General features: G+C 46.0%; 20 protein-coding genes. 9 read left to right on the top strand and 11 right to left on the bottom strand.

The window, feature by feature from the left end; all coding sequences use genetic code 11:
- Window positions 1–30: 30 nt before the first annotated feature.
- Window positions 31–903, top strand: a complete 873-nt coding sequence (locus P0M28_RS02790; RefSeq protein WP_302207921.1) for a TraB/GumN family protein — start codon at window positions 31–33, stop codon at window positions 901–903.
- Between the two features lie 259 nt (window positions 904–1,162).
- On the opposite strand, the gene P0M28_RS02785 is transcribed toward P0M28_RS02790, so the two are convergent.
- The 3 genes from P0M28_RS02785 to P0M28_RS02775 form a co-directional block, all read right to left on the bottom strand.
- A complete protein-coding gene (locus tag P0M28_RS02785) occupies window positions 1,163–2,284 on the bottom strand; it encodes an OmpA family protein (RefSeq protein WP_302207920.1) in 1,122 nt (373 codons plus the stop codon).
- 69 nt (window positions 2,285–2,353) lie between these two features.
- Window positions 2,354–3,076, bottom strand: coding sequence for a helix-hairpin-helix domain-containing protein (locus P0M28_RS02780; protein WP_302207919.1), 723 nt, complete (start codon window positions 3,074–3,076; stop codon window positions 2,354–2,356).
- 76 nt (window positions 3,077–3,152) lie between these two features.
- Window positions 3,153–3,983, bottom strand: a complete 831-nt coding sequence (locus tag P0M28_RS02775) for an OmpA family protein (protein ID WP_302207918.1) — start codon at window positions 3,981–3,983, stop codon at window positions 3,153–3,155.
- Between the two features lie 161 nt (window positions 3,984–4,144).
- Between P0M28_RS02775 and P0M28_RS02770 the strand changes: the two genes are divergently transcribed.
- The 6 genes from P0M28_RS02770 (at window position 4,145) to P0M28_RS02745 (ending at window position 8,558) form a co-directional block, all read left to right on the top strand.
- Entirely contained in the window at window positions 4,145–5,197 is a 1,053-nt protein-coding gene (locus P0M28_RS02770) for an N-acetyltransferase DgcN family protein (protein WP_302207917.1), read from the top strand.
- Complete coding sequence (locus P0M28_RS02765) at window positions 5,194–6,264, top strand: mandelate racemase/muconate lactonizing enzyme family protein (RefSeq protein WP_302207916.1); 1,071 nt, start codon at window positions 5,194–5,196, stop codon at window positions 6,262–6,264. The genes P0M28_RS02770 and P0M28_RS02765 overlap by 4 nt, the downstream gene beginning before the upstream one ends.
- 242 nt (window positions 6,265–6,506) lie before the next feature.
- Window positions 6,507–7,283: a nuclear transport factor 2 family protein gene (locus tag P0M28_RS02760; protein WP_302207915.1), complete on the top strand. Its 777-nt coding sequence runs from the start codon at window positions 6,507–6,509 to the stop codon at window positions 7,281–7,283.
- 134 nt (window positions 7,284–7,417) lie between these two features.
- A complete protein-coding gene (locus P0M28_RS02755) occupies window positions 7,418–7,693 on the top strand; it encodes a hypothetical protein (RefSeq protein WP_302207914.1) in 276 nt (91 codons plus the stop codon).
- Window positions 7,686–8,207 (top strand): RNA polymerase sigma factor, encoded by a 522-nt coding sequence (locus P0M28_RS02750; RefSeq protein ID WP_302207912.1) that lies wholly within the window; start codon window positions 7,686–7,688, stop codon window positions 8,205–8,207. Before P0M28_RS02755 ends, P0M28_RS02750 begins: the two co-directional genes overlap by 8 nt.
- A 12-nt stretch (window positions 8,208–8,219) precedes the next feature.
- A complete protein-coding gene (locus P0M28_RS02745) occupies window positions 8,220–8,558 on the top strand; it encodes a hypothetical protein (protein WP_302207911.1) in 339 nt (112 codons plus the stop codon).
- Window positions 8,559–8,632: 74 nt separating this feature from the next.
- On the opposite strand, the gene P0M28_RS02740 is transcribed toward P0M28_RS02745, so the two are convergent.
- The 3 genes from P0M28_RS02740 to P0M28_RS02730 all read right to left on the bottom strand — a co-directional run bounded on the left by P0M28_RS02740 (window position 8,633) and on the right by P0M28_RS02730 (window position 11,581).
- Window positions 8,633–9,286 (bottom strand): tetratricopeptide repeat protein, encoded by a 654-nt coding sequence (locus P0M28_RS02740; protein ID WP_302207910.1) that lies wholly within the window; start codon window positions 9,284–9,286, stop codon window positions 8,633–8,635.
- 90 nt (window positions 9,287–9,376) lie between these two features.
- Window positions 9,377–10,990, bottom strand: a complete 1,614-nt coding sequence (locus tag P0M28_RS02735) for an amidohydrolase family protein (RefSeq protein ID WP_302207909.1) — start codon at window positions 10,988–10,990, stop codon at window positions 9,377–9,379.
- A gap of 156 nt (window positions 10,991–11,146) precedes the next feature.
- Window positions 11,147–11,581, bottom strand: a complete 435-nt coding sequence (locus tag P0M28_RS02730; protein WP_302207908.1) for a hypothetical protein — start codon at window positions 11,579–11,581, stop codon at window positions 11,147–11,149.
- A 530-nt stretch (window positions 11,582–12,111) separates the two neighbouring features.
- Between P0M28_RS02730 and P0M28_RS02725 the strand changes: the two genes are divergently transcribed.
- Together P0M28_RS02725 and P0M28_RS02720 are read left to right on the top strand one after the other, a co-directional pair.
- Entirely contained in the window at window positions 12,112–13,455 is a 1,344-nt protein-coding gene (locus P0M28_RS02725) for an MFS transporter (RefSeq protein WP_302207907.1), read from the top strand.
- A 183-nt stretch (window positions 13,456–13,638) separates the two neighbouring features.
- Window positions 13,639–14,082, top strand: a complete 444-nt coding sequence (locus P0M28_RS02720; RefSeq protein WP_302207905.1) for a hypothetical protein — start codon at window positions 13,639–13,641, stop codon at window positions 14,080–14,082.
- Window positions 14,083–14,192: 110 nt separating this feature from the next.
- Here the strand turns inward: P0M28_RS02720 and P0M28_RS02715 are convergent, their stop codons facing one another.
- The 5 genes from P0M28_RS02715 to recQ form a co-directional block, all read right to left on the bottom strand.
- Window positions 14,193–17,993, bottom strand: coding sequence for a hydantoinase B/oxoprolinase family protein (locus tag P0M28_RS02715; RefSeq protein WP_302207904.1), 3,801 nt, complete (start codon window positions 17,991–17,993; stop codon window positions 14,193–14,195).
- A 12-nt stretch (window positions 17,994–18,005) separates the two neighbouring features.
- Window positions 18,006–18,512 (bottom strand): gliding motility lipoprotein GldH, encoded by a 507-nt coding sequence (locus P0M28_RS02710; protein WP_302207903.1) that lies wholly within the window; start codon window positions 18,510–18,512, stop codon window positions 18,006–18,008.
- A gap of 40 nt (window positions 18,513–18,552) precedes the next feature.
- Window positions 18,553–19,668 (bottom strand): PSP1 domain-containing protein, encoded by a 1,116-nt coding sequence (locus tag P0M28_RS02705; RefSeq protein ID WP_302207901.1) that lies wholly within the window; start codon window positions 19,666–19,668, stop codon window positions 18,553–18,555.
- Window positions 19,669–19,843: 175 nt separating this feature from the next.
- Window positions 19,844–21,154 carry a phosphoribosylamine--glycine ligase gene (gene purD, locus P0M28_RS02700; RefSeq protein WP_302207900.1) on the bottom strand — a complete coding sequence of 437 codons (1,311 nt, stop codon included), beginning with the start codon at window positions 21,152–21,154 and terminating at the stop codon, window positions 19,844–19,846.
- Between the two features lie 125 nt (window positions 21,155–21,279).
- On the bottom strand, window positions 21,280–23,475 hold the full coding sequence (gene recQ / locus P0M28_RS02695; RefSeq protein WP_302207899.1) for a DNA helicase RecQ: 2,196 nt from the start codon (window positions 23,473–23,475) through the stop codon (window positions 21,280–21,282).
- Between the last annotated feature and the right edge of the window lie 31 nt (window positions 23,476–23,506).

Raw genomic sequence — 23,506 nt, 5'->3', positions numbered from 1 at the left:
AACTCAGAAAAACTGATTAAAATCAAAATTATGAAAAAGACACTAATTGCAACCTGCCTCGCTATGTTATTGCTGGGATTATCAACTAAAGCCCAAGATACGGATGCGTTACTTTGGCAGGTATCAGGTAACAACTTAGCCCAGCCTTCTTATCTGTTTGGCACTATTCATTTAATGTGCCCCGACGATATTCAGATTACCCAACCTATGAAAGATGCTTTAAAGAATTCTGAGCAGTTAGTACTTGAATTGGATATGGACGAACCGGGTATGATGATGAATATGCAGAAAGTTGCTATGATGACCGACGGCACTACGCTAAACGATCTGCTCACAGAAGAGGAATACCAGTTGGTAGGTAATTATCTGAAAGACTCGCTTCAACTTCCGATTCAGGCTCTGAATACTATGAAGCCACTCATGCTAAGTACACTTACCTTTCTCGACGTATTAAATTGTCGGCCCGGATCGTACGAGATGCAACTGGTTCAGCAGGCTAAAGAACATAAGAAAGAAGTGTTAGGGTTAGAAACGATTGAAGATCAAACCGAGGCTTTTGATTTTATTCCGTTAGAAGAACAGGCAGATTACTTGGTGGAAGCCATCCAGAAGTACGATGAAACGGTAGCTGAGACCGAAGCCCTACTGACTGCTTACCAACAAGGACAGGTAGCAAAACTATACGATCTTACCCACGAGGCTATGAGTGAAATGGAGGGAGCTGAGGAAGCATTACTTACCAAACGAAACAAAAAATGGATTGCTCAGATTGAAGATATGGCTCAGAACCAAGCCACCTTTTTTGCGGTAGGAGCTGCTCACTTGGGCGGCCCAGAGGGAGTAATTACACTGCTGAAAGAGCAAGGTTACACCGTAGAAGCAATCAGCAGCGCTGGGCAGTAGTTTGAGTTTATTTACAAGTTTTTAGCAAGCGAGTAAGAATAATTCTTATTCGCTTTTTTGCTTCTGAAGATACCGTGGGTAGGCTTTCTCATTGGCTCGCCGTCATAACTAGCCATAAAGCAGCCCCACCAAACTGAAAACTACGATTCGGGTAATAACTTTGGTAGAACATAATTAATCGCCCAGCGAGTCGGACGGTCGAAGCCACTCCGATGAACCGTGATGTTCGTTCGTGTTTATGATAAATCCGGTTTTCTAACTATTGCTTTTGGTTGACTAGCACTACTTCTACCCGTCGGTTTTGGGCGCGCCCAACTTCATTATCGTTAGAGACAACCGGTTGATGCTCCCCTTGGCTTTGGCGGTAAAGCTTTACTTTTCCTTTTAACCCTAAAGAGGCTAAAAAGTCTACCACCGATTGTACTCGTTGTTCAGATAACTGCTGATTAAAGCCATCCGTACCTAGGGCATCGGTATGACCAACTACTTGAATAGCCTCGGGGGGCGACGTGATTATTTGTTGGGCAAATTGGCGTAAACCATTTTGAGCAGTTGCGGATAGTTGGCTACTATTTAAAGGAAAGTAGACAGTTACCGGACTGATTTGGGGTGGTGTGTGAAAGCTCCGAAAAGACTTTTTTCGCAAAATCACTCCTGAGTCTAGTTTGCCATCGTATACATCCGAAATAGCCAACTTGATACGGTACGGTCGACCGGGAACAACTGTTGCCTGGGCGGATAGCATTTTGGTTAACCCATCGTATTCTAAGGCTGAGTAGTAAGTCTTTTGCCGCCGATCATTGGCAATAAACCATTCTGGGTTAGTGGTAGCATTGATATGGTCAATATGCACGGGTAGTTGTGTTCCGGGTACTACTGCCAGATTTTGCGATTTCTTAGTGTGTAAATCGGTAAGTACGAACGCAAATACATCGTTAAAGCCTTTATTTACGTATTCGGGATACTCTTCGGAGGCAAACAAATAATCAAAAGCAATGGTGTTGTGCGTAGGGAAAAAGGTGAATTCTAATACTGCTGCATCATGCGTATTGTGTCCGCCACTCAACTTGGATAGCTTCTCATCTCCATCGCGATGAAAAAAGGTAGATCGGCCTTGAGACTGATTAGGTCCGATAGCGTTGGTTGCTTTTCCGGTTGACAGAATAATGCCACGAGAAATGGGTAGATTCAGCGACTCACTACTGAATAGCCCTAAGGCTTGATAGGTGCCTCGGTAAGAAATATCATTTACCTTAAGCTGAGACTGAAGCAAATATTCTTTTACCAGTACATCTTCGGTAAAGGAGGTGTCAACCTGCACCTGAGCCAGTAACCAACCGGGAAAACAACTAATTAATCCGATGACTTTCCAAGCAGCCATATCATTTAAACGCAGAGACTAATCAGTTTATTCCTTCAGCCAGTAAGACCAAGCAAGCATATAAAATAATTAGCTTACTTCCCTACCACCTTTAAGTCGCCCTTTGTAGTCTTCCAGGTCTTCCCAGTTTTCATCAGCGGCCAGTTTGGCTTGCTTAGGCCAGGTGGCTGGATTGTGTACTGCCAAAAACTTAGGGCCTTCCATCGCCATAATGTTTCGCAGTCGGTCATTATCGGCCGAAGCCAATTGGACAAAGGTATAAATGCCATCGGCGTTGAGCATCCGCTCAATTTTAGGGCCAATGCCTTCTACCACCTTTAGGTTATCGGGAACGGGTGGTGCTTCCACAGCTATTGCAGTATTATCCGTGGTAGCCATCAGTGGGTTAATGTCGGTATTTAATTCCGAATCAGCCGGTTCGGGAGCTTTTTTACTGGCCAAACAAAGGCTAAGCTCCGACTGTAGTTGGCTATTTTGTTGTCGTAGTTCGGCTAGTGCGTTCTCTAGTTCGGTCACCTGTGCAGCAGATACACTTTCTTTACGGCACTTGTCCAGGTCTTCGGTCAGGCGAATGACACCTCGCTTTTCATTAGATACTGACTGTTCCAGCTCTTTTACTCTACCAGCTAAGTGGCGGTTATCAAACTCTAGTTCTCGCAATCGGCGCATTTTAGAACTGCCAAGGACTTGGCGTAAGATATAGCCCAGAATAAATGCTACCAGCAGCATAATAATAATTTCCCAAGTAGCATCGCTGCCATCGTAACTCTCGAGTACACTGTTTTGAAACATGGTAATTAGGATTTAGGAATTATAGTAGTTTGTTAATACTCCGTTAATCAGCCAATGGAGAGGCTAAAGAAGTTGGCTAGTTATTGACCATAAGCTCAATCCGGCGGTTTTTCTTTCTACCAACTTCAGTATCGTTAGTAGCAATGGGCTGCGTTTCTCCCGCCGAGTTGGCCGTAATACGTTCGGCTGAGATACCTCGCTTGGCCAGAATGTCCTTTACAATGTTAGCCCGTTTTAGCCCCAACTCCTGATTGGGTTGCTCATCGCCAACATCATCGGTGTGCCCAGTAATAACTACCGTCTGATCGGAACCTTCTAAGCGTTCGGCCAACTGGGTTAGATACTGATTAATAGTTTCAGACAGTTCAGGGTTAGACGAACCAAAGGGAAAATAGATAATAGTTCGGTCATCTAGCTCTACAATTTCAGCACCCTCGGGAATTACTGGGTTTACCGAAAATTCTACTCCTTCAAACGGAGCGTTCTGCATACTTACATCAGAGGCTAGCACTTCGGATGTGGTTGTAATTTGGCTGGTATCCATCTGGTTGGCTAGCAACTCTTTTACCTGCTGAGCGCGAGCGAGTCCAAGGTTAGCAAAATCACTAGTATTTTCTTCGGCCTCCGTGTAGTAGCCAGTAATGGTTAGGGCTTCGTTAGCTCCCACAACGTTACTCAGTGAGTCGCGTAGCGCACTAAAGCGGGAGCTGGTGATTGGTTCACTATTCGACCAAGAAAATAGCAACGGATTCTGTGCTTCTGCTGCGGGGCTGGTCATGCTATTATTGGCAGGAGCAGCTACGGCATCGCCACCGCAAAAGCCTTTTACCCCACAGGTGTACCATTGCCAACTAACTACTGACCAGATAGCAAAGGCAACCAGAACGAGAATTACTTTCTTACTCATGTAGCTACAGGTTAGTTTATACGGAAGCTTAATATAATAACTCATTTAGTAAATCCCGATCTGATTTGGAAAAATCTGTTAAGATTGACTTATTCTTATAATCAGTCCTTGCTCATTTCTATCATTTTTTAGTAATTACGCTACTCATTACTACCAACCTTATGAATAAGAATGCCATTATTATCACCCATGGATTACTGAATACCAATCAGGCCAAAACGGCTCACGGCTTAGTGCGGGATACTTCTCAGTACCACGTGCTGGGCATTATCGATGCTGTTTCGGCGGGGCGTGATGTGCGGCAGATTGTCTCTCAAGCTCCTCGTCCTATTCCTATCTACGCTTCGCTAGCTGATTGCCAGGATGATCTAGCGGAGCCGATAAATTACTGCTTGGTAGGAGTAGCCGGGCACGGAGGTAAGATTCCGGACGGAATGCTGGCTACGGTGAAAGAGGTACTAAACAATAAGATGCACGTTATTAACGGGCTGCATGAGTACTTGAGTGACATGCCGGAGATAGCAGCGTTGGCGGAAGAAAATGGAGTAACCATTACGGATATTCGTAAGGCTAAACCTAAGAATCAGTTGCACTTTTGGGAGGGAAGTATTTATGATATTCCTGCTCTCAAAATTGCTGTGCTGGGTACGGATTGCAATTTGGGAAAGCGAACCACTACGCGCTTGCTGCTGCACGCTCTGCGTAAAGCCGATATTAATGCTGAAATGATTTACACCGGGCAAACAGGCTGGATGCAGGACAATCGTTTCGGGTTTATCTTTGATTCTACGTTGAATGATTTTATCTCAGGCGAAATTGAAGCGACCATTGAGCAGTGCTACCGGGAAGCTTCGCCTCAGGTAATTTTGTTGGAAGGACAAAGCTCACTGCGAAACCCGGGCGGGCCGGGTGGTTCGGAGTTTTTGGTTTCCGGGCAGGCGAAGCAGGTAGTTCTACAACATGCTCCGGCTCGGAAATATTTCAGTGGTTACGAGCATCTAAACGCTGAGATTCCTTCATTAGAAAGTGAGATAGAGCTGATCCGGATGTACGGCTCGGAAGTGATTGGGCTTACGCTGAATACGGAAAACCTTAGCCTGGAAGAAGCGCGGCAGCATCAGCAACGCTACCAACAAACGTTAGGTATCACCACACTGCTGCCCTTGCACGATGACTTTACTGAGTTAATTAACGCTATACTCCCCCTGTTATGAAAATTAGTGCTATCCACGTTCGCAAAGAAGATTTAGACTTAACTCGCCCCTATTCCATCGCTTACAAAACGGTGACGGCCGTCAGTAATTGCGTAGTAGAAATGGAAACTGATTCCGGAAATGTTGGCTTCGGATCGGCGAACCCCAGCAAGTACGTGGTGGGAGTTGATGTAGATGACACAGTGGCCGCACTGAGTGAAGAAAATACCGAATGGCTGATAGGGAAGGATGTGCGGGAAATGCAGCAACTCGTCTACGAAGTGCAAAAGAAGTTTGCCAAACAACCCGGAGCTTGTGCTGCCCTTGATATTGCTTTGCACGATTTGTTTGCCCAACAGTTGGGTCTTCCTCTGGTAAAGTTTCTGGGGCAGAAGCATAAATCTTTACCTACATCCATCACCATTGGCATAAAAAATATCGGAGAGACCATAGAAGAAGCCGAAGAATATATAGGGCGCGGTTTCAAAATTTTGAAAGTAAAGCTGGGGCAATCGAAAGAAGAAGATATTGAGCGCTTGAAAAAGTTACGCGAGCAAGTAGGAAAGGAGATAGTTATTCGGGTGGATGCCAACCAGGGCTACACTATGCTACAACTAGAAGATTTTTACTACGCTACCTTCGGGCCCAACCCCGAACTAATTGAGCAGCCCCTCCCAGCCAATGCTATTGCGGAATACCGAAAGTTGCCTACGGAGATTAAGAAAATGGTAGCCTTGGACGAAACGTTAGTGACTCCCGCAAATGCTTATCAACTAACCAACGCACCCCAGGCAGCGGGAATCTTTAATATTAAACTGATGAAGTGCGGTGGCATTGGTCACGCCCGCGAGATTGCCAACATTGCCAAGAACGCCAAAATTAATCTGATGTGGGGCTGCAACGACGAAAGCCGCATCAGCATTGCTGCTGCCCTACACGTTGCCCTCGCCTCCAGCAACACCAAGTACCTCGACCTCGACGGCAGCCTCGACCTCGCCCGCGACCTAGTAACCGGCGGCTTTGAATTACATGACGGTGTGATGAGCCTCACGGATCAGCCGGGGTTGGGGGTGCGGAAGGTTGAGTGATATGATTACGCGAATCAACCCTTCGTAGCACAATACTATTTACAACCAGTGTAACTAAATTTTGCACTGTGATTTCTGAGCCGTAGCGATCTGAGAGTACTAGAGTACCTGTTTTTCTGGTTCTAAATCCAGCCTCTAAAATTATTACCGCAAAACTTTTTTTTTGGTTTTGTAACCTTCCTCGCTATCCTACCATCCTATTGGGGAAAATTCATTAAATCCCAAATTTTAAAAAAAAAGCTATGGTAAAGCGATCGTTCCCCATGATTATGATAATTGTAGTCATTATAAATGCACTTAGCTTACAAGCTACTAAGGCGCAAGTCCCATCGAGTTCAGAACTATTTGAAGCTTTAAAAGAGAAAGATAGCCTACTGTTCGCAGTAGGGTTCAACCAATGCAATTTGGCACAGGTTGAATCATTGCTGGCTCAGGATCTTGAGTTTTATCATGACCAAGAAGGAATCACTAGTTCCATCTCTTCCTTGGTAGCATCATTAAAAGAAGGCCTTTGTCATGCAGAAAAGAACCGTGCCCTACGGGTCTTAGTAGATACAAGTCTCGCGGTGTTTCCGCTCTACGATCAGGGGCACCTCTATGGTGCTCTACAATCCGGCATACATACTTTTGGTAATACTACCGCTAGGTTTACACACCTTTGGCTACTTGAGAATGACGATTGGGTGGTTTCAAGAATTATAAGCTACGATCATCAACCCACTAAACCTATCATCACCACAGACGCTACCAGCACTGCGTTATCTTCCGATAGCTTATCTTCTTACTTGGGCAATTATCCGTTTGCGCCAGATTTTGTTCTGTCAATCATTTTAGAAGGTGATACGCTGTACGGTGATGCTCAAGGACAAAAAGTTGCCATCAAACCTATTGGGAATCATCAGTTCATAGATGAAAGCCAACAGATGCAACTTTATTTTATGGTATCAAATGAAGGCACCGTTACGGGGCTAAAAATGAGCGGCTCTAATGGCGAAATGATTGCGCCTAAAGCTAACTGAATTTCATAACTAAACTGGTTGATTAATACACGATTATGGTGGGCTATATTATCTTTTGTATTATCGTTGTATCTGTTGTTATTGCTCTGCTACTAGCATGGTTATTTTACCAGAAGGCTAGAAACAGTGAACGGATGTACCTCTTGGAGAAAGGCGAAACACTAGAAAACATCATCGCCATTCAGAAAAGGAACAACTTTAAGTTCGTTTTTCCCTGGCTAACTACCGGAGTAGTTGGTTTTGGCTTAAGCCTGGCTTTTTTGCTGATTGCGCTATTCGTATATCATTTTGAGCAGGACCTGGAGCTACTCAAAGGCTTGCTTATCACCTTCATTCTCGGAGCTTGTGTAAGTGTATCCTTTGTAATTAACCACTTCATCCGAAAGAAGCTAGAAAAAAAGAATGGATGATGAGTATATGGATCGGGTATTGGCAGGAGATACGAAAGCCTACCGCCACTTCTTAACAAACTACAAAGACATGGCTTTCAATATTGCTGTATCTATCGTTAAGGACGATCATTATGCCGAAGAAATTGTGCAAGATGCTTTCATGCAAGCATTCTCCGGATTGAAATCATTCAAGAGAACAACTTCGTTTAAAAACTGGTTTTACCGCATTATTGTAAATGAATCTTTTCAGCGGCTGAGAAAACTAAAGAAGAATAGATTCATCCAGCCAGTAGCCGAAGTTAAGGATTCTGTAGTTGATTCTACCCAGGAAGGACAATCTGAGAAAATAGCGTTAGTACTTCATGCGATTCAAGCACTCCCTGCGAACGAAAGTTTAGCCCTTACGCTATTCTATCAACAAGAAAATAGCCTGAAAGAAATCGTGGAAATTACCGGTTGGTCTATGGCAAATACGAAGGTTATCCTGCATAGAGCCAGAAAAAGCATACGTACTCATCTCGGAATAGATTAAAAAAGGAGATCGATGAAAGAATCAGAAGAGTTTAATGATGAAACGCTCAGCGCTATGATGAAGGCTGGAGCAAGAACGCTGCCCAATCAGCATTTTGAGAATCAGGTGATGCACATGGTTCAAGCTGAAATAGCTTACAAGAAAACGGTAAAAGATCAACTGAAAATCTCATTGAAACTCTTCTTGGGGGCGTTACTCACGGCAGTTTTTTCAGCATTATTCATACTAGTCGGTCAGGAATTAGGAGTATATACGAAAATAATAAGCTCGTTATTGTTATTTATAATCCTATTGATTGGTATCGTTAATATTGGTAATTATCGCCGACTCATTGGCAACTACGCTCGGTAGAATATGTCCTAGTCAAACGTGTTACACGTAACCAGAAGAGCTGGTGGATGCTATTTATTGTTAATCTCAAAGTCTCACTCGCAATACTTCTGCTGATAGCTAGCCGCAGGTTCGTAGCCATTATCGTAGGCTTGCTGCCAGTCGGTGCAGGCGCCTTTTTTATCTTTTAGATTGTAGCGGGCCATGCCCCGGTTGGCGTAAGAAGCAGCATGTTGAGGAAATACTTCCAGAGCTTGACCATAATTGTCCACCGCCGTCTGAAAGTCTTTCAGTTTAAGGTAGGCATTGCCTCGGTTAAAGTAAAAGAAGTGTAATAGGTCAGTAGGCTCCAAGTTGCTAAGTGCAATCGCTTGGTCGTAGTCGCGGATAGCTTCCTCGTAGCGTTCAGCGTTTTGCAGTGCATCGCCACTGTAGTAAAACATAGTTGGGTTGTTGGGAAGGTTTTGCTTCGCCAGTTGGTAGCACTGAATGACTCCGGCCTGATCTTCCGATTGCTGGCAGGCTAACGCTAGGTTCTCGTAGTAGATCACTGCCGAAGAATCGATGGCAATGGCTTGGCGAAATAGTTCTTTCGCCCGCTCGTAGTCGCCCTGTTCCATTGCTTCGTAGCCTTGGTTGTTAATGCCATTGGCTTCGTTATTTATAATTACTTCTTCCTCTTCGTTTTGCTGTGCGTAGACTGCCAGACTGGTTAGAAGAGTAATTAATAGGCTTAAAAAGTAGTGCATAACATGTAAATTAGATCCACGCGATAGGCTGAAAAAGTGACGCATGAAAACACGAGCATAAAAAGGATTTTTTCACAACCAACAAATCTATCATTTTTCCGTAGATTGAACGGTTCCTGGTTGAGCCAATTCTTCAATACCAGCTTCCTTTTTAGCTTGATCGACCATCGCTTTCACATCAGCCAGTAGGGCCTTAGCATCATAGATAATTCCGTCTTTGATAGTATACTTTACGCCACCCACGCGGGTCACTTCGTTATCTTCGTTTAGCTTAATAGCACCGGTGCCGTAGAGCACTTTTAGATTGGCTAGCGGGTTTTCTTCTACCAAAATCATATCGGCCAGTTTGCCTACTTCAACTGAACCAATCTCCTGGTTCATTCCGAGTGCCTCTGCTCCCTTAAGTGTCGCTGCCCGGATTACTTCTAGCGGATGGAACCCCGCTTCTCGGAGCAGTTCCAGTTCACGAATGTAGGCGAAGCCGTAAAGTTGGTAAATAAAGCCTGAATCAGAGCCAGTAGTTACTCGTCCGCCCTTGTTCTTGTATTCGTTTACAAACTGCATCCAGCGGAGGTAATTCTGCCGCCAGTTTATCTCTTCTTCAGTGCCCCAACTATGCCAGTGAGAACCGTGAGAAACCCGGCTGGGTTCGTAGAATTTCCAGAGAGACGGAAGGGTGTAGTCTGCGTGCCACTCAGCTGTGCGGGCTCGCATCAGATCGCGGTTGGCTTCGTAAATATTAAACGTCGGGTCAATGGTAAAGTCTAACTCAATCAGTTCGTCCATCACCTCGTTCCAACGGTCAGAGCCTGGTTCAGCCGCCTGATGCCAGAGTCGTCCGGCCTCGCCAAAGCGGTGCTGCTCGTTCTGGTAGTTGTAGTTCAGCGGATAGTCCTGGATAGTCCGCTCAGTAAACAGGGCTTCGGGCAAGCCGTACCAGTGCTCCATGCTGGTGAGGCCCATTCGGGCGGTATTTAGCACATTGAGCCAAGCAACATTGAGCTGGGCGTGATGGCAAGCCGAGCGTAAGCCGTATTTCTTAGCCTCATCTAAGGCAGCTTCCATAATATCAGGCCGGGCCCCGAAAAATTTGATGCCATCCGCCCCTTCTTCGGCAATGCTTTTCACCCAAGCGCGGGCCTCTTCCGGGCTGTTCACTCCGTTTTCCAATCCTTGTCCGAAGAAGGTATATGCTTGAATACGCGGAGCCGTAATGGTGTTTTTTGCGCTTTTGTCTCGCTGGTCAAGGGTCCATTCCAGTCCGTTACCACTACCGGGGTCACGCACAGTAGTAATGCCGTGGGACATCCAAAGTTTAAAGACGTATTCGGCGGGGGTGCCTTGCCCTCTTCCGCCAATATGCCCGTGCATATCTACTAGCCCCGGCAGCAGGTACATTCCGGCGGCATCAATTTCTCTTCCTTCCTCTTCTAATGTCGGACGTCTTTCCGTCTTAATAGGCACTCCCGGATAGCCCACGGTTTTAATGGCAGTAATGCGATTATTTTCCACAACCACATCTACCGGGCCGATGGGGGGTGAACCAGCTCCGTTAATGAGCGTGGCTCCACGAATAATGAGCTGAGGAAACGGCCCTTCCCCTTCATTCCGCTCAGGGGCGCGAGGAATCGGATCGTCTTGGGCGTAAATTAGAAACGGAGTATAGGCAAGACAGAGGGCGATGAAAGAAAAGAGTCGCTTCATTAGGTGGTCAGGTGTTTAGGCTGTCATAGGAATGGCGGGTGATTGCCGTCCGATGCTAAAATTACAAAACCCAACACATAATATTGTAGTGCTATAGATAAAAAAAGCCATCTCAAGTTGAAGAGATGGCTTTTAATGAAATATCTAAAGGTTAGACTACAAGCTAGCTATTGACTTTTCTATGTCGTCAATCAGCTTTTGTGATACCTGACGGGGCTTGTCTTTCTTTACTTCTTTAAGTAAGTCAGCCGCTTTAGCACCGTACTCTTTTAATCCTGCAGGATTCTTGTCGTAGCCGTAGCTACCTACGCACCAGTCTAACTTTTCTTTAATCTCAGTGTACTTAGCGCCATCCATTTTTTCAAATTTAGTCGACGCTTCCTGGCAGCTTTTCGCTAATTTCTCAGCAGCATTTGTTGCCGAAACCTTAGCGGTAGCCTTGCCATTTGTTTTGGGAGCTGACTTGGGTGCCGCTTTAGCCTTAGGAGCAGCTTTAGCTTTAGGAGCAGCTTTGGCTGCTGTTGTCTTCGCGGCAGCCGGTTTGGTGGTCTTAGCGGCTGTTGCTTTAGTGGTTTTCGTTGATTTTGCCATAACTTAATAGTTTTAGTTACAGAGTGAATGAAAAATTTGGTTTATAAAAGGGAATTGGAAATACAGAAAATTAGTACGAGCTTCTAATATATCTAATTGAAATTCAGGCGAATTGTTTGGCGGGGCAGTGGAAATGCAATTGTCTGACAAAGGTAATGAAGGAATTTCGGTAAGCGCAAACGCTATAATCAATTTATACAGTTTTTTTATTTATAATCAGAAATTTTCTCAAAGTTGTAAATGAAAACGCGATCGTCTACTGATTTTATCAATTAATCATACCTCAACAGCGAAAAGAAAGGATACTGGGTAGATAAGCAACTTACTTAATAGGATGGTTGTCAGTTATCAAAATCACGTAATTTTTCTGTGAGGAACTACCTAGCGAGGTAGCGGGGGATTTTAGGAAAAAGTAGTAGTTCAGAGAATCGGGTTATAAAAATAGTATTTACATTAGAGAAGTTGAGTTGTTTTTGCCAAATTTACTTCATTAGTGCGAGTAAGCATTCTAACCTATAATTTCTGTAATAATGACTCCAAGTACTACCACTGCTCCTGTAGAAAAACCTCGCTTGAGCTTTTGGCATATCTGGAATATGAACTTTGGTTTTCTGGGTATTCAGTTTGGCTTTGCGTTACAAAATGCCAATACCAGCCGTATTTTCGAGACACTAGGAGCCAGTGTAGATGATATTCCGATTTTATGGATTGCCGCTCCTACCACCGGCCTACTAGTGCAACCTATTGTGGGGTACTTCAGCGATCGTACCTGGCATCCTACGCTGGGGCGAAGACGACCATTTTTTTTAGTAGGTGCCATACTCGCCAGTATTGCGCTAGTGATTATGCCCAACTCACCGGTGCTGTGGATTGCCGCCGGAACCCTGTGGATTATGGATGCATCCATTAACATCTCAATGGAACCTTTCCGGGCTTTGGTAGCCGATATGCTGCCTTCGGCTCAGCGGACAATGGGCTTTGCCGTACAGACATTTTTTATTGGAGTAGGTGCGGTGGTGGCTTCGGCCTTGCCGTATATGCTGGCTAATTGGTTCGACGTGGCCAACACTGCTCCCGAAGGGCAAATTCCCGACTCGGTGAAGTGGTCGTTCTATCTGGGCGGATTTGCTTTCTTCACGGCGGTCTTCTGGTCAGTACTACGCACCCGAGAGTATCCACCGGAAGAGTTCCGTCGCTACAACGGAGAAGAAGGCACTGAGCTGGTGGATGAAGGGATCAAGCAGATTTTTACCGATTTTGTTAAGATGCCCAAAACGATGGTGCAGTTAGCAGTGGTCCAGTTCTTCACGTGGTTTGCTTTGTTTTGCATGTGGCTCTACACAACGTCGGCAGTGACTAGCCACGTGTACGGTACTACTGATGCCACCTCGGAGCTCTACAACGAAGGGGCCAACTGGGTAGGAGTTTGCTTCGCGGTATACAATGGCTTTTCGGCGGTACTGGCCTTTCTTCTTCCCCGCATGGCGAAGAGCTTAGGCCGAAAGCGAGTGCATCTGATTGGTTTATGCATTGGTGGGTTGAGTCTAATCTCTATCTACTTTATTCAAGACCCCAATATACTGCTGGTTGCTATGCTGGGGGTCGGCTTTGCCTGGGCCAGCATCTTAACCATGCCCTACGCTATTTTAGCCGGATCATTGCCCCCGTCTAAAATGGGAATTTATATGGGCATTTTTAATTTCTTCATCGTAATTCCGCAGATTATTGCTTCGGGTACGTTAGGGTTTATTTCCCGGACTTTCTTTGATAATCAGGCAATCTATGTGCTGATGTTGGGCGGGGTGGCTATGATCTTAGCCGGTTTGTTGGTAACTTTTGTGGATGATATTGATGACGAAGCTACCGAGGTTTGATTTGTTAGGGTGGAAGACCGGAGTTGGAAGATGGATGTCGGTTAGCGAGCGAATTAGAAATCTAGCTAGAAATTGAAAATAGCGATCGGAGCCCTAAATTTGAGCATGATTAGTCTCCGATCTTCGGATTGCTAACTTCCACTCCATTGGAATAAGCTTTATATTTCACCAAAAAACTGACCTATGCCGGAGAATGCAACCGACGAAGATGTGCTGCTAGCTAAGATCAAAACCAAACGACAGGAGCTGGCGAACTATCTTCGTAAAACCGAACCACAAAACACCAAGTTGATCAACTCTTCTATTATTGCCGGAGCGTTAGCGGCAGCAATAACCGCCGGGCCAGGGGTTGGAGGTGAAGGATTTATTAGCTCGGCCAAAGATGTGGTGTCCTTTGGAGTTCCGGTCTGGCAGGCACTTTGTCTGGCAGCGTCCGTACTGTCGGTGATAGCCGTAATTGCCAACGGTATGCTAAAATCAAACGGGTTGGCCGCTAAGATTTCTAAAACGCAACTATGTGATGCTAAGCTGGAAGGGCTCGAGACCATGCTGGAGCTACGGCAAGTAGATATGAAGCAAGCCCTTCAACTCTACACCCAGCAACTATCTGAGATTTCTCATATTTAGACTAATTGACAATGGATAATAGGTAATTGATAGTTGACAATATGTTAAGTTGCTGATTATCGTTTTTTGCACTTTGCGTAACTCATGATCTTCGTTTCAGATTGAAAATACTAATCATCAGTAGCCATACCATAGCCACCTCCGCCCGGAGTGTGAATAATAAACTGATCGCCCGCTTGCATTTCGGCTTCATCCACATTCATCAGTATTTCTTCCGAGCCATCTTTACGGATAATCCACTGACGGCCAACTTTTCCGGATTGACCACCAGCCATACCGTAGGGAGCTGTATTACGGTGCTGAGTAAGCACTGTGAGTGAAAGTGGGGCTAAGAATGTGAATTTGCGAATGATTCCATTCCCTCCCGACCATTTGCCGACTCCACCGGACTGCGGGCGAACCGAAAATTCATCCAAGCGCACGGGGTAGCGAAATTCCAGTACTTCGGGATCGGTGATGCGGGTGTTGGTCATATGCTGGTGTACGGCATTGGCTCCGGCAAATCCGTTACCCGCTCCGCTACCGCCCCCAATGGTTTCGTAGTAGCCGAATTGTTCATTACCAAACAGCACATTGTTCATGGTTCCCTGACTACTAGCCGCTAGGCCCAATGCCTTCAGTAGGGTGTCTACCAGTCGCTGACTGGTTTCGGTATTGCCGCCCACCACCGCCGGACATTGGGAGGGTTCGTCAGTAAACGTTGGATTTAGTATGGAGTCCTCGGGCAGTACGATCTTGACAGGCTCGAGCAATCCCTCATTCAAGGGCACATCTTCGTCTAGCAGCAAACGAAGCACGTACATTACGGCACTGTACACAATAGCGGGAGTAGCGTTAAAATTATGGGGGTGGGTAGGAGCACTTCCGGTAAAATCGATCGTAAGATGATCTTCTTGCTCAGCCGTGATTTGCACTTTTAGTACGCTACCATCATCTAGCGACTCAGTAGCCGAATACGAAATCTGTTCTAACTTATTCAGCTGATTTTTTATGCGATGAGCAGTACGAACTTCAATCTGCTGCATGTAGTGCGATGCCGATTCTGATCCGTGCTGCTTCGCTAACTGCTGTAAGGCTTCTATGCCCCAGCGGATGCTGGCTAATCCGCCGTTGAGGTCTGCCAGGTTTTCTTCTACATTGCGGGTAGGATACTTACCGCTGGTAAACAACTGCCGAATAGTATCCCACTGGGCTTTGCCCTGACGTATCAGATAAGCGGGTGAAATAACTACTCCTTCTTCTGCCAGTGTAGTAGCTTGAGTGGGCATAGAGCCCGGACGAGAACCCCCAATTTCGGCGTGGTGCGCCCGATTAGCTACGTAACCAATAAGTTGACTCTCAAAATACACCGGACTAATCAGCGTAACGTCCGGTAGATGAGAACCGCCGTAACCGGGGTGGTTGGTTATGATAACGTCGCCTTCTTGCATAGCAATACTTTCCCGAACCGCGCGTACGCACATCCCGAGGCTACCCAGATGAACCGGGATATGCGGAGCGTTGACAATCAGCTTTCCGCCGGCACTCAGCAGCGCACAAGAAAAGTCTAAGCGTTCTTTTACGTTTACTGAAAACGAAGTTCGCTCTAACAAGGCTCCCATGCCTGAGGCAATGCTGGTGAAGCGGTTGGTGAACAATGCTAGTTGCACGGCATCGGGAGCTTCAGAAGAATGAGTGTTGGTTTTCTCTTCTGAGAAGAGCAACGCGTTGCCAAAACCATCGAGCTGGAATTGCCAGTTAGGTGCTACCCAGAGCGTGGTGGTATTGCTAAGTACTAAAGCTGAGCCAGCCAAAGAAGCTTCCGCCTGAAGTTGATCCCAGTTGTACACCGGAACGGAGACCCAGCCATTTTGAGTATACGCCGACTGATTTGCAGTAGCCGGGGGAATATGTCTCTTACCCGCTACGGGCGAAGAAAGATCAGGCGGGGCAGTAGAAACTACTACTTTTATGGATTCTAATTCTATGGTTCGGCTCGCTAGCCAGTGGCCGAATAAAGCTTGGTAGTGTTGTCGATAAGCATTGAGTACCTCATCGGAATTCGTGAAGTCAATGTCCAGTGTGCTTTCCTGCCCCTCGAAGCGTAGAAATAGCTTAACAAAGCGGGTCTGTAGCTCGCTTTCGGTGTAGCCCTCTTGTTGGCAAAGCTTGGTAGCCTCTTGGCGGAGTTGTTCAATCCAGCTTTCTAAATCACCTTGAACTTCAGCGTAAGGTTGGAGTACCTGGCGAGTAGCAAACCGTTCCAGTACTGCCTGCCCCATTCCGTAAGCACTCAGCAATCCGGCATCCTCTGGAATGATGATAGTTTTGATGTTAAGTAGTGAAGCAACTTCGCAAGCGTGCTGCCCACCCGCTCCGCCAAACCCCAGTAGCGAATATTCGGTGGGGTCAAACCCTTTTTTCACCGATATGCTACGGACGGCATCGGTCATCTTTTCGTTAGCGATCCGCAGAAACCCCAGCAACAGTTCTACATCAGAAACTTCCGATGAGTCAGGTAGAACTGCTTTTACGTTCGCTAAAGCCTGTTGTGCCGCCGAGCGATTAATCGGTATTCCGAATTTATCTTCCCGTAACCTTCCCAGTAGTAGGTTTACATCGGTAATGGTGAGTGGCCCGCCCTGTCCGTAGCAAGCGGGACCGGGGTGCGCTCCGGCACTCTCGGGACCTACCGCCAGCGCGCCGTTTTTATATTGACAGATAGAACCACCTCCGGCGGCTACGGTTTCAATAGCTAAAGCTGGGGAAGTAATCTCGGCGTCGCCCACCTTGGTTGTGTATTGATAGTCGTACTCACCATCGTAGCGGGAAACATCGGTGCTGGTACCGCCCATATCCAGCGAGAGCAGTCTTCGAAAATTGGGCTGCTGCGATTGCACCTGCTTGAGTACGGCGGCTGATCCTACTACACCCCCGGCGGGACCACTGAGTAGACTATCTTTGGGTTGATAAAGATGAGCGTCAGCCAAACCTCCGGCACTGCTCATCACTTTCAAACTTCCGTCCGGGATGCGCTCTCGGATGCAGGATAAATAGCGATGAATAATGGGGGCGAGATACGCATCAACCACGGCAGTAGCTGCCCGAGGTAGTATTTTTTGAGCGGAGGAAAGCTGGGAAGAAACCGAAATGTAGGGAAAGTCCTCCGTCAGTAGTGCTTGGGATAATTTCTGTTCGTGTGCCGGATTACGGTAGCTGTGCATCAGTGCAATGGCTACCGACTCGGGTTGAAAAGTAGCTAGTTGATCTTGTACCTGGTTCAACTCATCTTCAAAAAGTGAAGCTACTATATTTCCCTGAGCATCTAACCGCTCATTTACTTCAATTACGTTAGCGTAGTAAGGAGCTGGTTTTTGAATATTCAGTGAGAAAATATGCGGACGTTGCTGAGTACCAATGGAGAGTAGATCCTTGAATCCCTTGGTAACCAATAGTGTGGTTTTGGCTCCTTTTCGTTCTAACAAAGCATTGGTGCCTCGGGTGGTACCTAACCGCATTTCCATCGGGGGCAATGGCAGAAGAAGGGGAGTAGAGGTAGCCAATCGGGCGGCGAGCACCGGGGCTTCCTCGTAAGCAGTCAGAGTAAAATTTTTTCCGACTTCTTTTTCCGATAAGGGCTGTTCTAAAGTGATAGAACTATCTTCCGGGTTGAAATACCGGATTAAATACTTTGGCGAAGGAGATACTTGTAGGGTGTAGCCACTGAGGAGGTCAGCGTTATTAATGCGCCAGTTTTGCCGAATTTTCCATCGGATAGGACTAATGGCTTCTAATAATTTACCCCGCAGTGTGCTATCGCTAAGTACTTTAATGCGATGAAGAACTCCCGACGGACTGTAGGCTAAGCAATCGGTGAAAGTACCACCGGTGTCTACCCAAATCTTCCATCGTTTGCGCTGTTGCGTAGCCATCGCTTCTTGCTACTAGTCTGCTTCGGCTCGTTCTATCCGTACCCCTACCGACAGAATCTCGGGCAGCGTATCGCGCCGCATGTACTGCTGAAGTCGAATTTGGTACATGCCCGCCGTATCAAACTTGTAATTAGGAAGAGCTAAAATCTGATGCGAAAATATATCGCCTAACCCATTTCCGTAAGGCTCTCCGGTGCGAGGCTCAAACAGGTTCATCTCGTAGAGGTCAGTTTTTAGGGTATGACCCAGCGTATCTTCTAAGTAATAGGTGAGGTATAAATTACGAAAAGGGTAAGCTACGGTGTTTCGTACGTTCCAGTAAATATTGTAAGTCTGCTCCGGCTCATCTACTTGAAAGCGAAAGATAGGTAGGCTGTCAGCAGCCCATACTTTCCGGTCGAAATTAATATTCTCTTCGTACAGACGGTTATCGTCGCAGCGAACAAAAGCCAGGGCGAGAAAAGCCGTTAAAAGAGATAAATAAATTTGGCGATGAATGAGAACCGAACGTAGTTTCATTGAGGGATGATAGAAATGAAGACGTAGAAAATGAGTGGTTTTAATTCTTTTTCTTTCGCTTATTGCGCCGTTTGGGGTTGTGCTTCTTCTGAAATTTTTTATCCATCTTCACTAAATCGTTATTCAAAACCCCTGAATCAGATTTAGCAATTATATGGTCTTCAATCAGTGTATCCGGCACTTCACCTCGCTTATTCAGTTCTAAAACTTCCTGTACGCGTTGGGCACTCAGCGGAACCCAAGCACTTTCTCCGGCAAAGCTAAACCACATAATTCTTTTAAAAATATCGGTCTTTTGTAGTACAGCCTCACCCTTCCGGGTTTTCAGCGGACGGTTTACCTCGGGAATACGCTTGAGTGCGCTCATGTACGTTTCTAGCTCGTAGTTGAGGCAGCACTTGAGCCGACCACACTGGCCGGAAAGCTTGCTAGGGTTAAGGGAAAGGTTCTGGTAGCGAGCCGCCGATGTAGAAACGCTTTTAAAATCAGAGAGCCAGGTAGAACAGCAAAGCTCCCGACCGCACGAACCAATGCCACCCAGCCGACCGGCTTCTTGCCGTAGGCTGATCTGTCGCATCTCAATTCGGATGCGGAATTCACCCGCCAGCACTTTAATTAACTCCCGAAAATCAACCCGACTGTCGGCCGAGTAGTAAAAAGTGGCTTTATTGTTATCGGCCTGATACTCTACGTCGGAGAGTTTCATAGATAAGCCCAGTTTCTGAATAATCTCCCGGGTTCGGTAGAGCGTGGGCATCTCGCGGTTGCCTACTTTATGGAATTTTTCCAGATCCTGTTCGGTGGCTATTCGGTAGATAGTGCGGATTTGGTCGTTATTGGGTACTTTTTTCTTCTGCATTTGCAGCCGGACTAACTCACCCTGCAATGAGACATGACCAATGTGGTAACCGTTGGGAACATCTACCACTACGGCATCACCGGTAGTCAGATCCACGTCTTTGGTGTTGCGAAAAAAGTCTTTATGACCGTTTTTGAATTTTACTTCAACAATATCGAAGGTGCTCAGCGATGGAAACTCCATGTTGGAGAGCCAATCGAAGACATTCATTTTGTTACACCCTCCGGTGCTACAGCCGCCATTGTTACGGCAACCGCTTACTGCACCATTTTTGGTACTACAGGTACTACATCCCATATCATCCTCTATATATTTAGTCAGAAGGCACTATATTTTACCTCCCTATACGAAACTTCAAACGAAATCAGGCTACTCACACTATACTCAACAACTCCACTAAGCGTAAGCCTGATACAGTTACTTCGCTGTGTTGTAAATTACTATGATTTTAAATAAAAACGAACTGCGGACTCTATTTTCCGTTGGCTAGGTAGCCTAGAATGTCCTGCCCAATATCTTTTCGGTAGTAGATGTCCTTCCAGAAAAGCTGATCAACCTGAGCATACGTTTGTTCCAGTGCACTGGTAAGTTGGCTGTGCAGCGAGGTAACGGCCAGCACTCTTCCGCCACTGGTAATTGTTTTTCCCTCTTTAGCCTCAGTACCCGCGTGAAATACCAAGCTTTCAGCCTTATCAGATAAACCGCTGATTACTTTACCTTTCACGTAGCTTTCGGGATACCCGCCAGAAACCATAACCACCGTAGCAGCAGCTTGTAAGCTGATATTCACTTGCACCTCCGATAGTTGCTGCCGGGCAGTGGCCACGAGTAGTTCTACCAAATCGCTCTCCAGACGAGGAATAATTGCTTGAGTTTCAGGGTCACCTAAGCGCACATTATACTCAATGACGTAAGGGTTACCACCTACGTTCATCAGTCCTAAAAAGATAAAGCCCCGGTAATCAATATTTTCCTTGGCTAACCCCTGAATGGTAGGCTCTACAATTTGCGCTTTTACTTTCGACATAAATGCTTCATCGGCAAACGGAACCGGAGAGACGGCACCCATACCACCGGTATTGGGACCTGTATCGTTTTCACCAATGCGTTTATAATCTTTCGCCTCAGGTAAGAGGTGGTAGTTTTTACCATCGGTCAGCACAAATACCGAAAGCTCAATACCATCTAGAAACTCTTCAATCACCACTTTCTGGCTGGCTGTGCCAAACTTTTGGTGCTGGAGCATATCGCGCAAGGTTTCGGTAGCTTCATCGTAGCTGGTACAAATGATTACCCCTTTTCCGGCGGCTAGTCCATCGGCCTTGAGTACAATAGGCAAGGTTTGCTCTTTTACATATTTCAGTCCTTCCTCGAGCGTTTCGGCGGTAAATGTGTGCGATGCAGCGGTAGGAATGTTATGCTTCTGCATAAACTGCTTAGCAAAATCTTTACTTCCTTCTAGCTCGGCACCAGCTTGGGTTGGGCCCACTACCAGCACATCGGAGGTAGATGAATTATTCTTCAGAAAATCAGTAATCCCCGCTACCAATGGAGCTTCTGGCCCAACAACGATCAACTCAATATTCTGTTGTTGAATAAAGTTAGCAATGCGCTGAAAATCAGATTGATCGTAGCTGTTTTGTACTAGATTTTCAGTTACATTAAACAGGGAGGTTCCTGCATTACCGGGCGATACAAAGAGTTTAGTACAGTCAGAACTCTGGCTAATTTTCCAGGCTAGTGCGTGTTCGCGCCCTCCCGAACCGAGTAGTAAGATATTCATGGTTAGGTTTTAGGCGCAAAGCTAAGGAAAACAATGAACAATTAGCAATGAACAGTGTGCAGTGAACAACGAGGAGTGTACAGCAACTAGTCCACGGTTTTCGGAAAATCGTTCACAACTATGGACTAATTCGCGTACTCTGATAAGAATTTAATACGAAATAGGCGTAGTTCCTCTTCGGTATAATCACCGTCAAACTCTTCGTTGGCACTGGAAATACGGTCTGATTCAGCGTTCAAGAAGTAATCGTGCAACTCATCAATGTGCTCCTCGTCCAGAAACTGATCCAGGTAGTAATCAATGCTTAGCTTAGTGCCCGAATAGCAGATGTGCTCAATCTCACCAATTAGTTCCTCCATTGATAAGTTGAGAGTGCTGGCAATTTCTTCAAAATCCACCTTCTTATCAATCTGCTGAATGATTACAATCTTGTTCTTCGACTTATTAACAGTAGATTTAATAAGTACATCAGAGGCAGTAGCAATATCATTTTCAGCTACGTACTCTTCAATCATCTTTAGGAACGGCGATCCGTACTTATGAACCTTTCCCATACCCACGCCGTTAATCCCCGCCATCTCTTCCTTGGTGGTGGGGTAGGTGGTCGCCATTTCCTCCAGTGAAGGTTCCTGGAATACAACATAAGGAGGCACATTCTTATGCTTGGCAATATCCTTCCGAAGCTGTCTAAGCTGTTTGAATAAGTTATCGTCGTAAGATTTGCCGTAACCTGCCGGATTACTTTGACCCAGGGTGCCATCGTTTTCTTCGCTTTCGGTAACATCCTCAAATACGTGATTTTTGGATAGCATCAGCGAGTGAGGATTCTGAAGAAAGTCCTTGCCTTTGGCGGTTAGCTTAATGGTGCCAATGTTTTCAATATCTTTTTCCAGTAATTCAGCAATCAGAGCCTGTCGCAGCACTGAACTCCAGCGCTCTGCTGGTTCACCTTTACCCTGACCATACACCGGAAGCTGATCGTGCTTGTAGCTTTTTACGTACTGGTTGGCTGAGCCTCGCACCACATCTACCACATGGTTAATTCCAAAGCGTTCGTTCGTTTGCTGTACTGCTTGTAAGGCTACCGTTATCAGATCCTGGCCTTCGTACTGTTCCTTGGGGTTTACGCAGTTATCGCAGAAACCACAATTTTCAGGAAGATATTCGCCAAAATAATGCAGCAGTTGCCTTTTTCGGCATACCGCTGATTCGGAATAGGCAATCATTTCGCCCAGCAGGTGGCGAGCATTATCCCGCTCGGTTACGGTTTTATCTTTATTAAATTTCTCTAGCTTAAGAATGTCGCTGTAACTGTAGAACATCAAGCAGCGAGCCTCTCGTCCGTCGCGCCCAGCCCGGCCGGTTTCCTGGTAGTACCCTTCTAACGATTTGGGTACATTGTAATGAATGACAAAGCGCACATCCGGTTTATCAATGCCCATTCCGAAGGCAATGGTAGCCACAATCACGTCCACATCTTCGTTGAGAAAGGCATCTTGGTTTTGCACCCGAACATTGGCATCCAACCCAGCGTGGTAAGGGGCAGCTTTAATGCCGTTTACCTGAAGAAATTCAGCGATCTCTTCTACCTTTTTGCGGCTTAAGCAGTAAATAATGCCCGATTTACCCGGATACTGCTTAATAAATTTGATAAGCTGCTTTTTGATCTGCGTTTTCGGACGAACGTCATAAAACAGATTAGGGCGGTTAAAGGAGGACTTAAATAAGTCTGCTTCTTCCATCTGAAGGTTCCGTTGAATATCCAACTGCACCTTCGGGGTAGCGGTAGCCGTCAGGGCAATCACCGGAACATTGTCTTTCAACTGAGAGATAATGTATTTTATTCGTCGGTATTCCGGCCGGAAATCATGTCCCCATTCGGAGATACAGTGGGCTTCATCGACGGCTACAAAAGAAATATCAGCTTCGCGCAGGAATTTAATATTCTCCTCCTTAGTCAGCGACTCCGGAGCTACGTACAGTAGTTTTGTTTTTCCCTTCAACGTATCGTTTCTGACCCTATTGATTTCGGTTTTACTCAGGGTTGAGTTGAGAAACCGAGCATCAATATTAAAGCCATTTAGTTGATCTACCTGATTTTTCATCAGGGCGATTAGCGGGGAAATAACAATCGCCGTTCCCGATTGCAACAGTGCTGGTAACTGGTAGCAGAGTGATTTCCCAGCACCCGTTGGCATGATTACGAATGTATTACGGCGGTTGAGAATATTCTCAATGATGGCTTCCTGGTTTCCGCGAAAATGATTGAAGCCAAAATATTGTTTAAGGGCAGCTTGTAGATCAATCGTTTGCTCTACCATTAGTAAGTAAGTAGGTAAGTTACGTAAAAAA

It is taken from the genome of Tunicatimonas pelagia, assembly GCF_030506325.1.
GTDB lineage: Bacteria > Bacteroidota > Bacteroidia > Cytophagales > Cyclobacteriaceae > Tunicatimonas > Tunicatimonas pelagia.
This window is presented reverse-complemented; position numbering and strand designations above follow the sequence as displayed.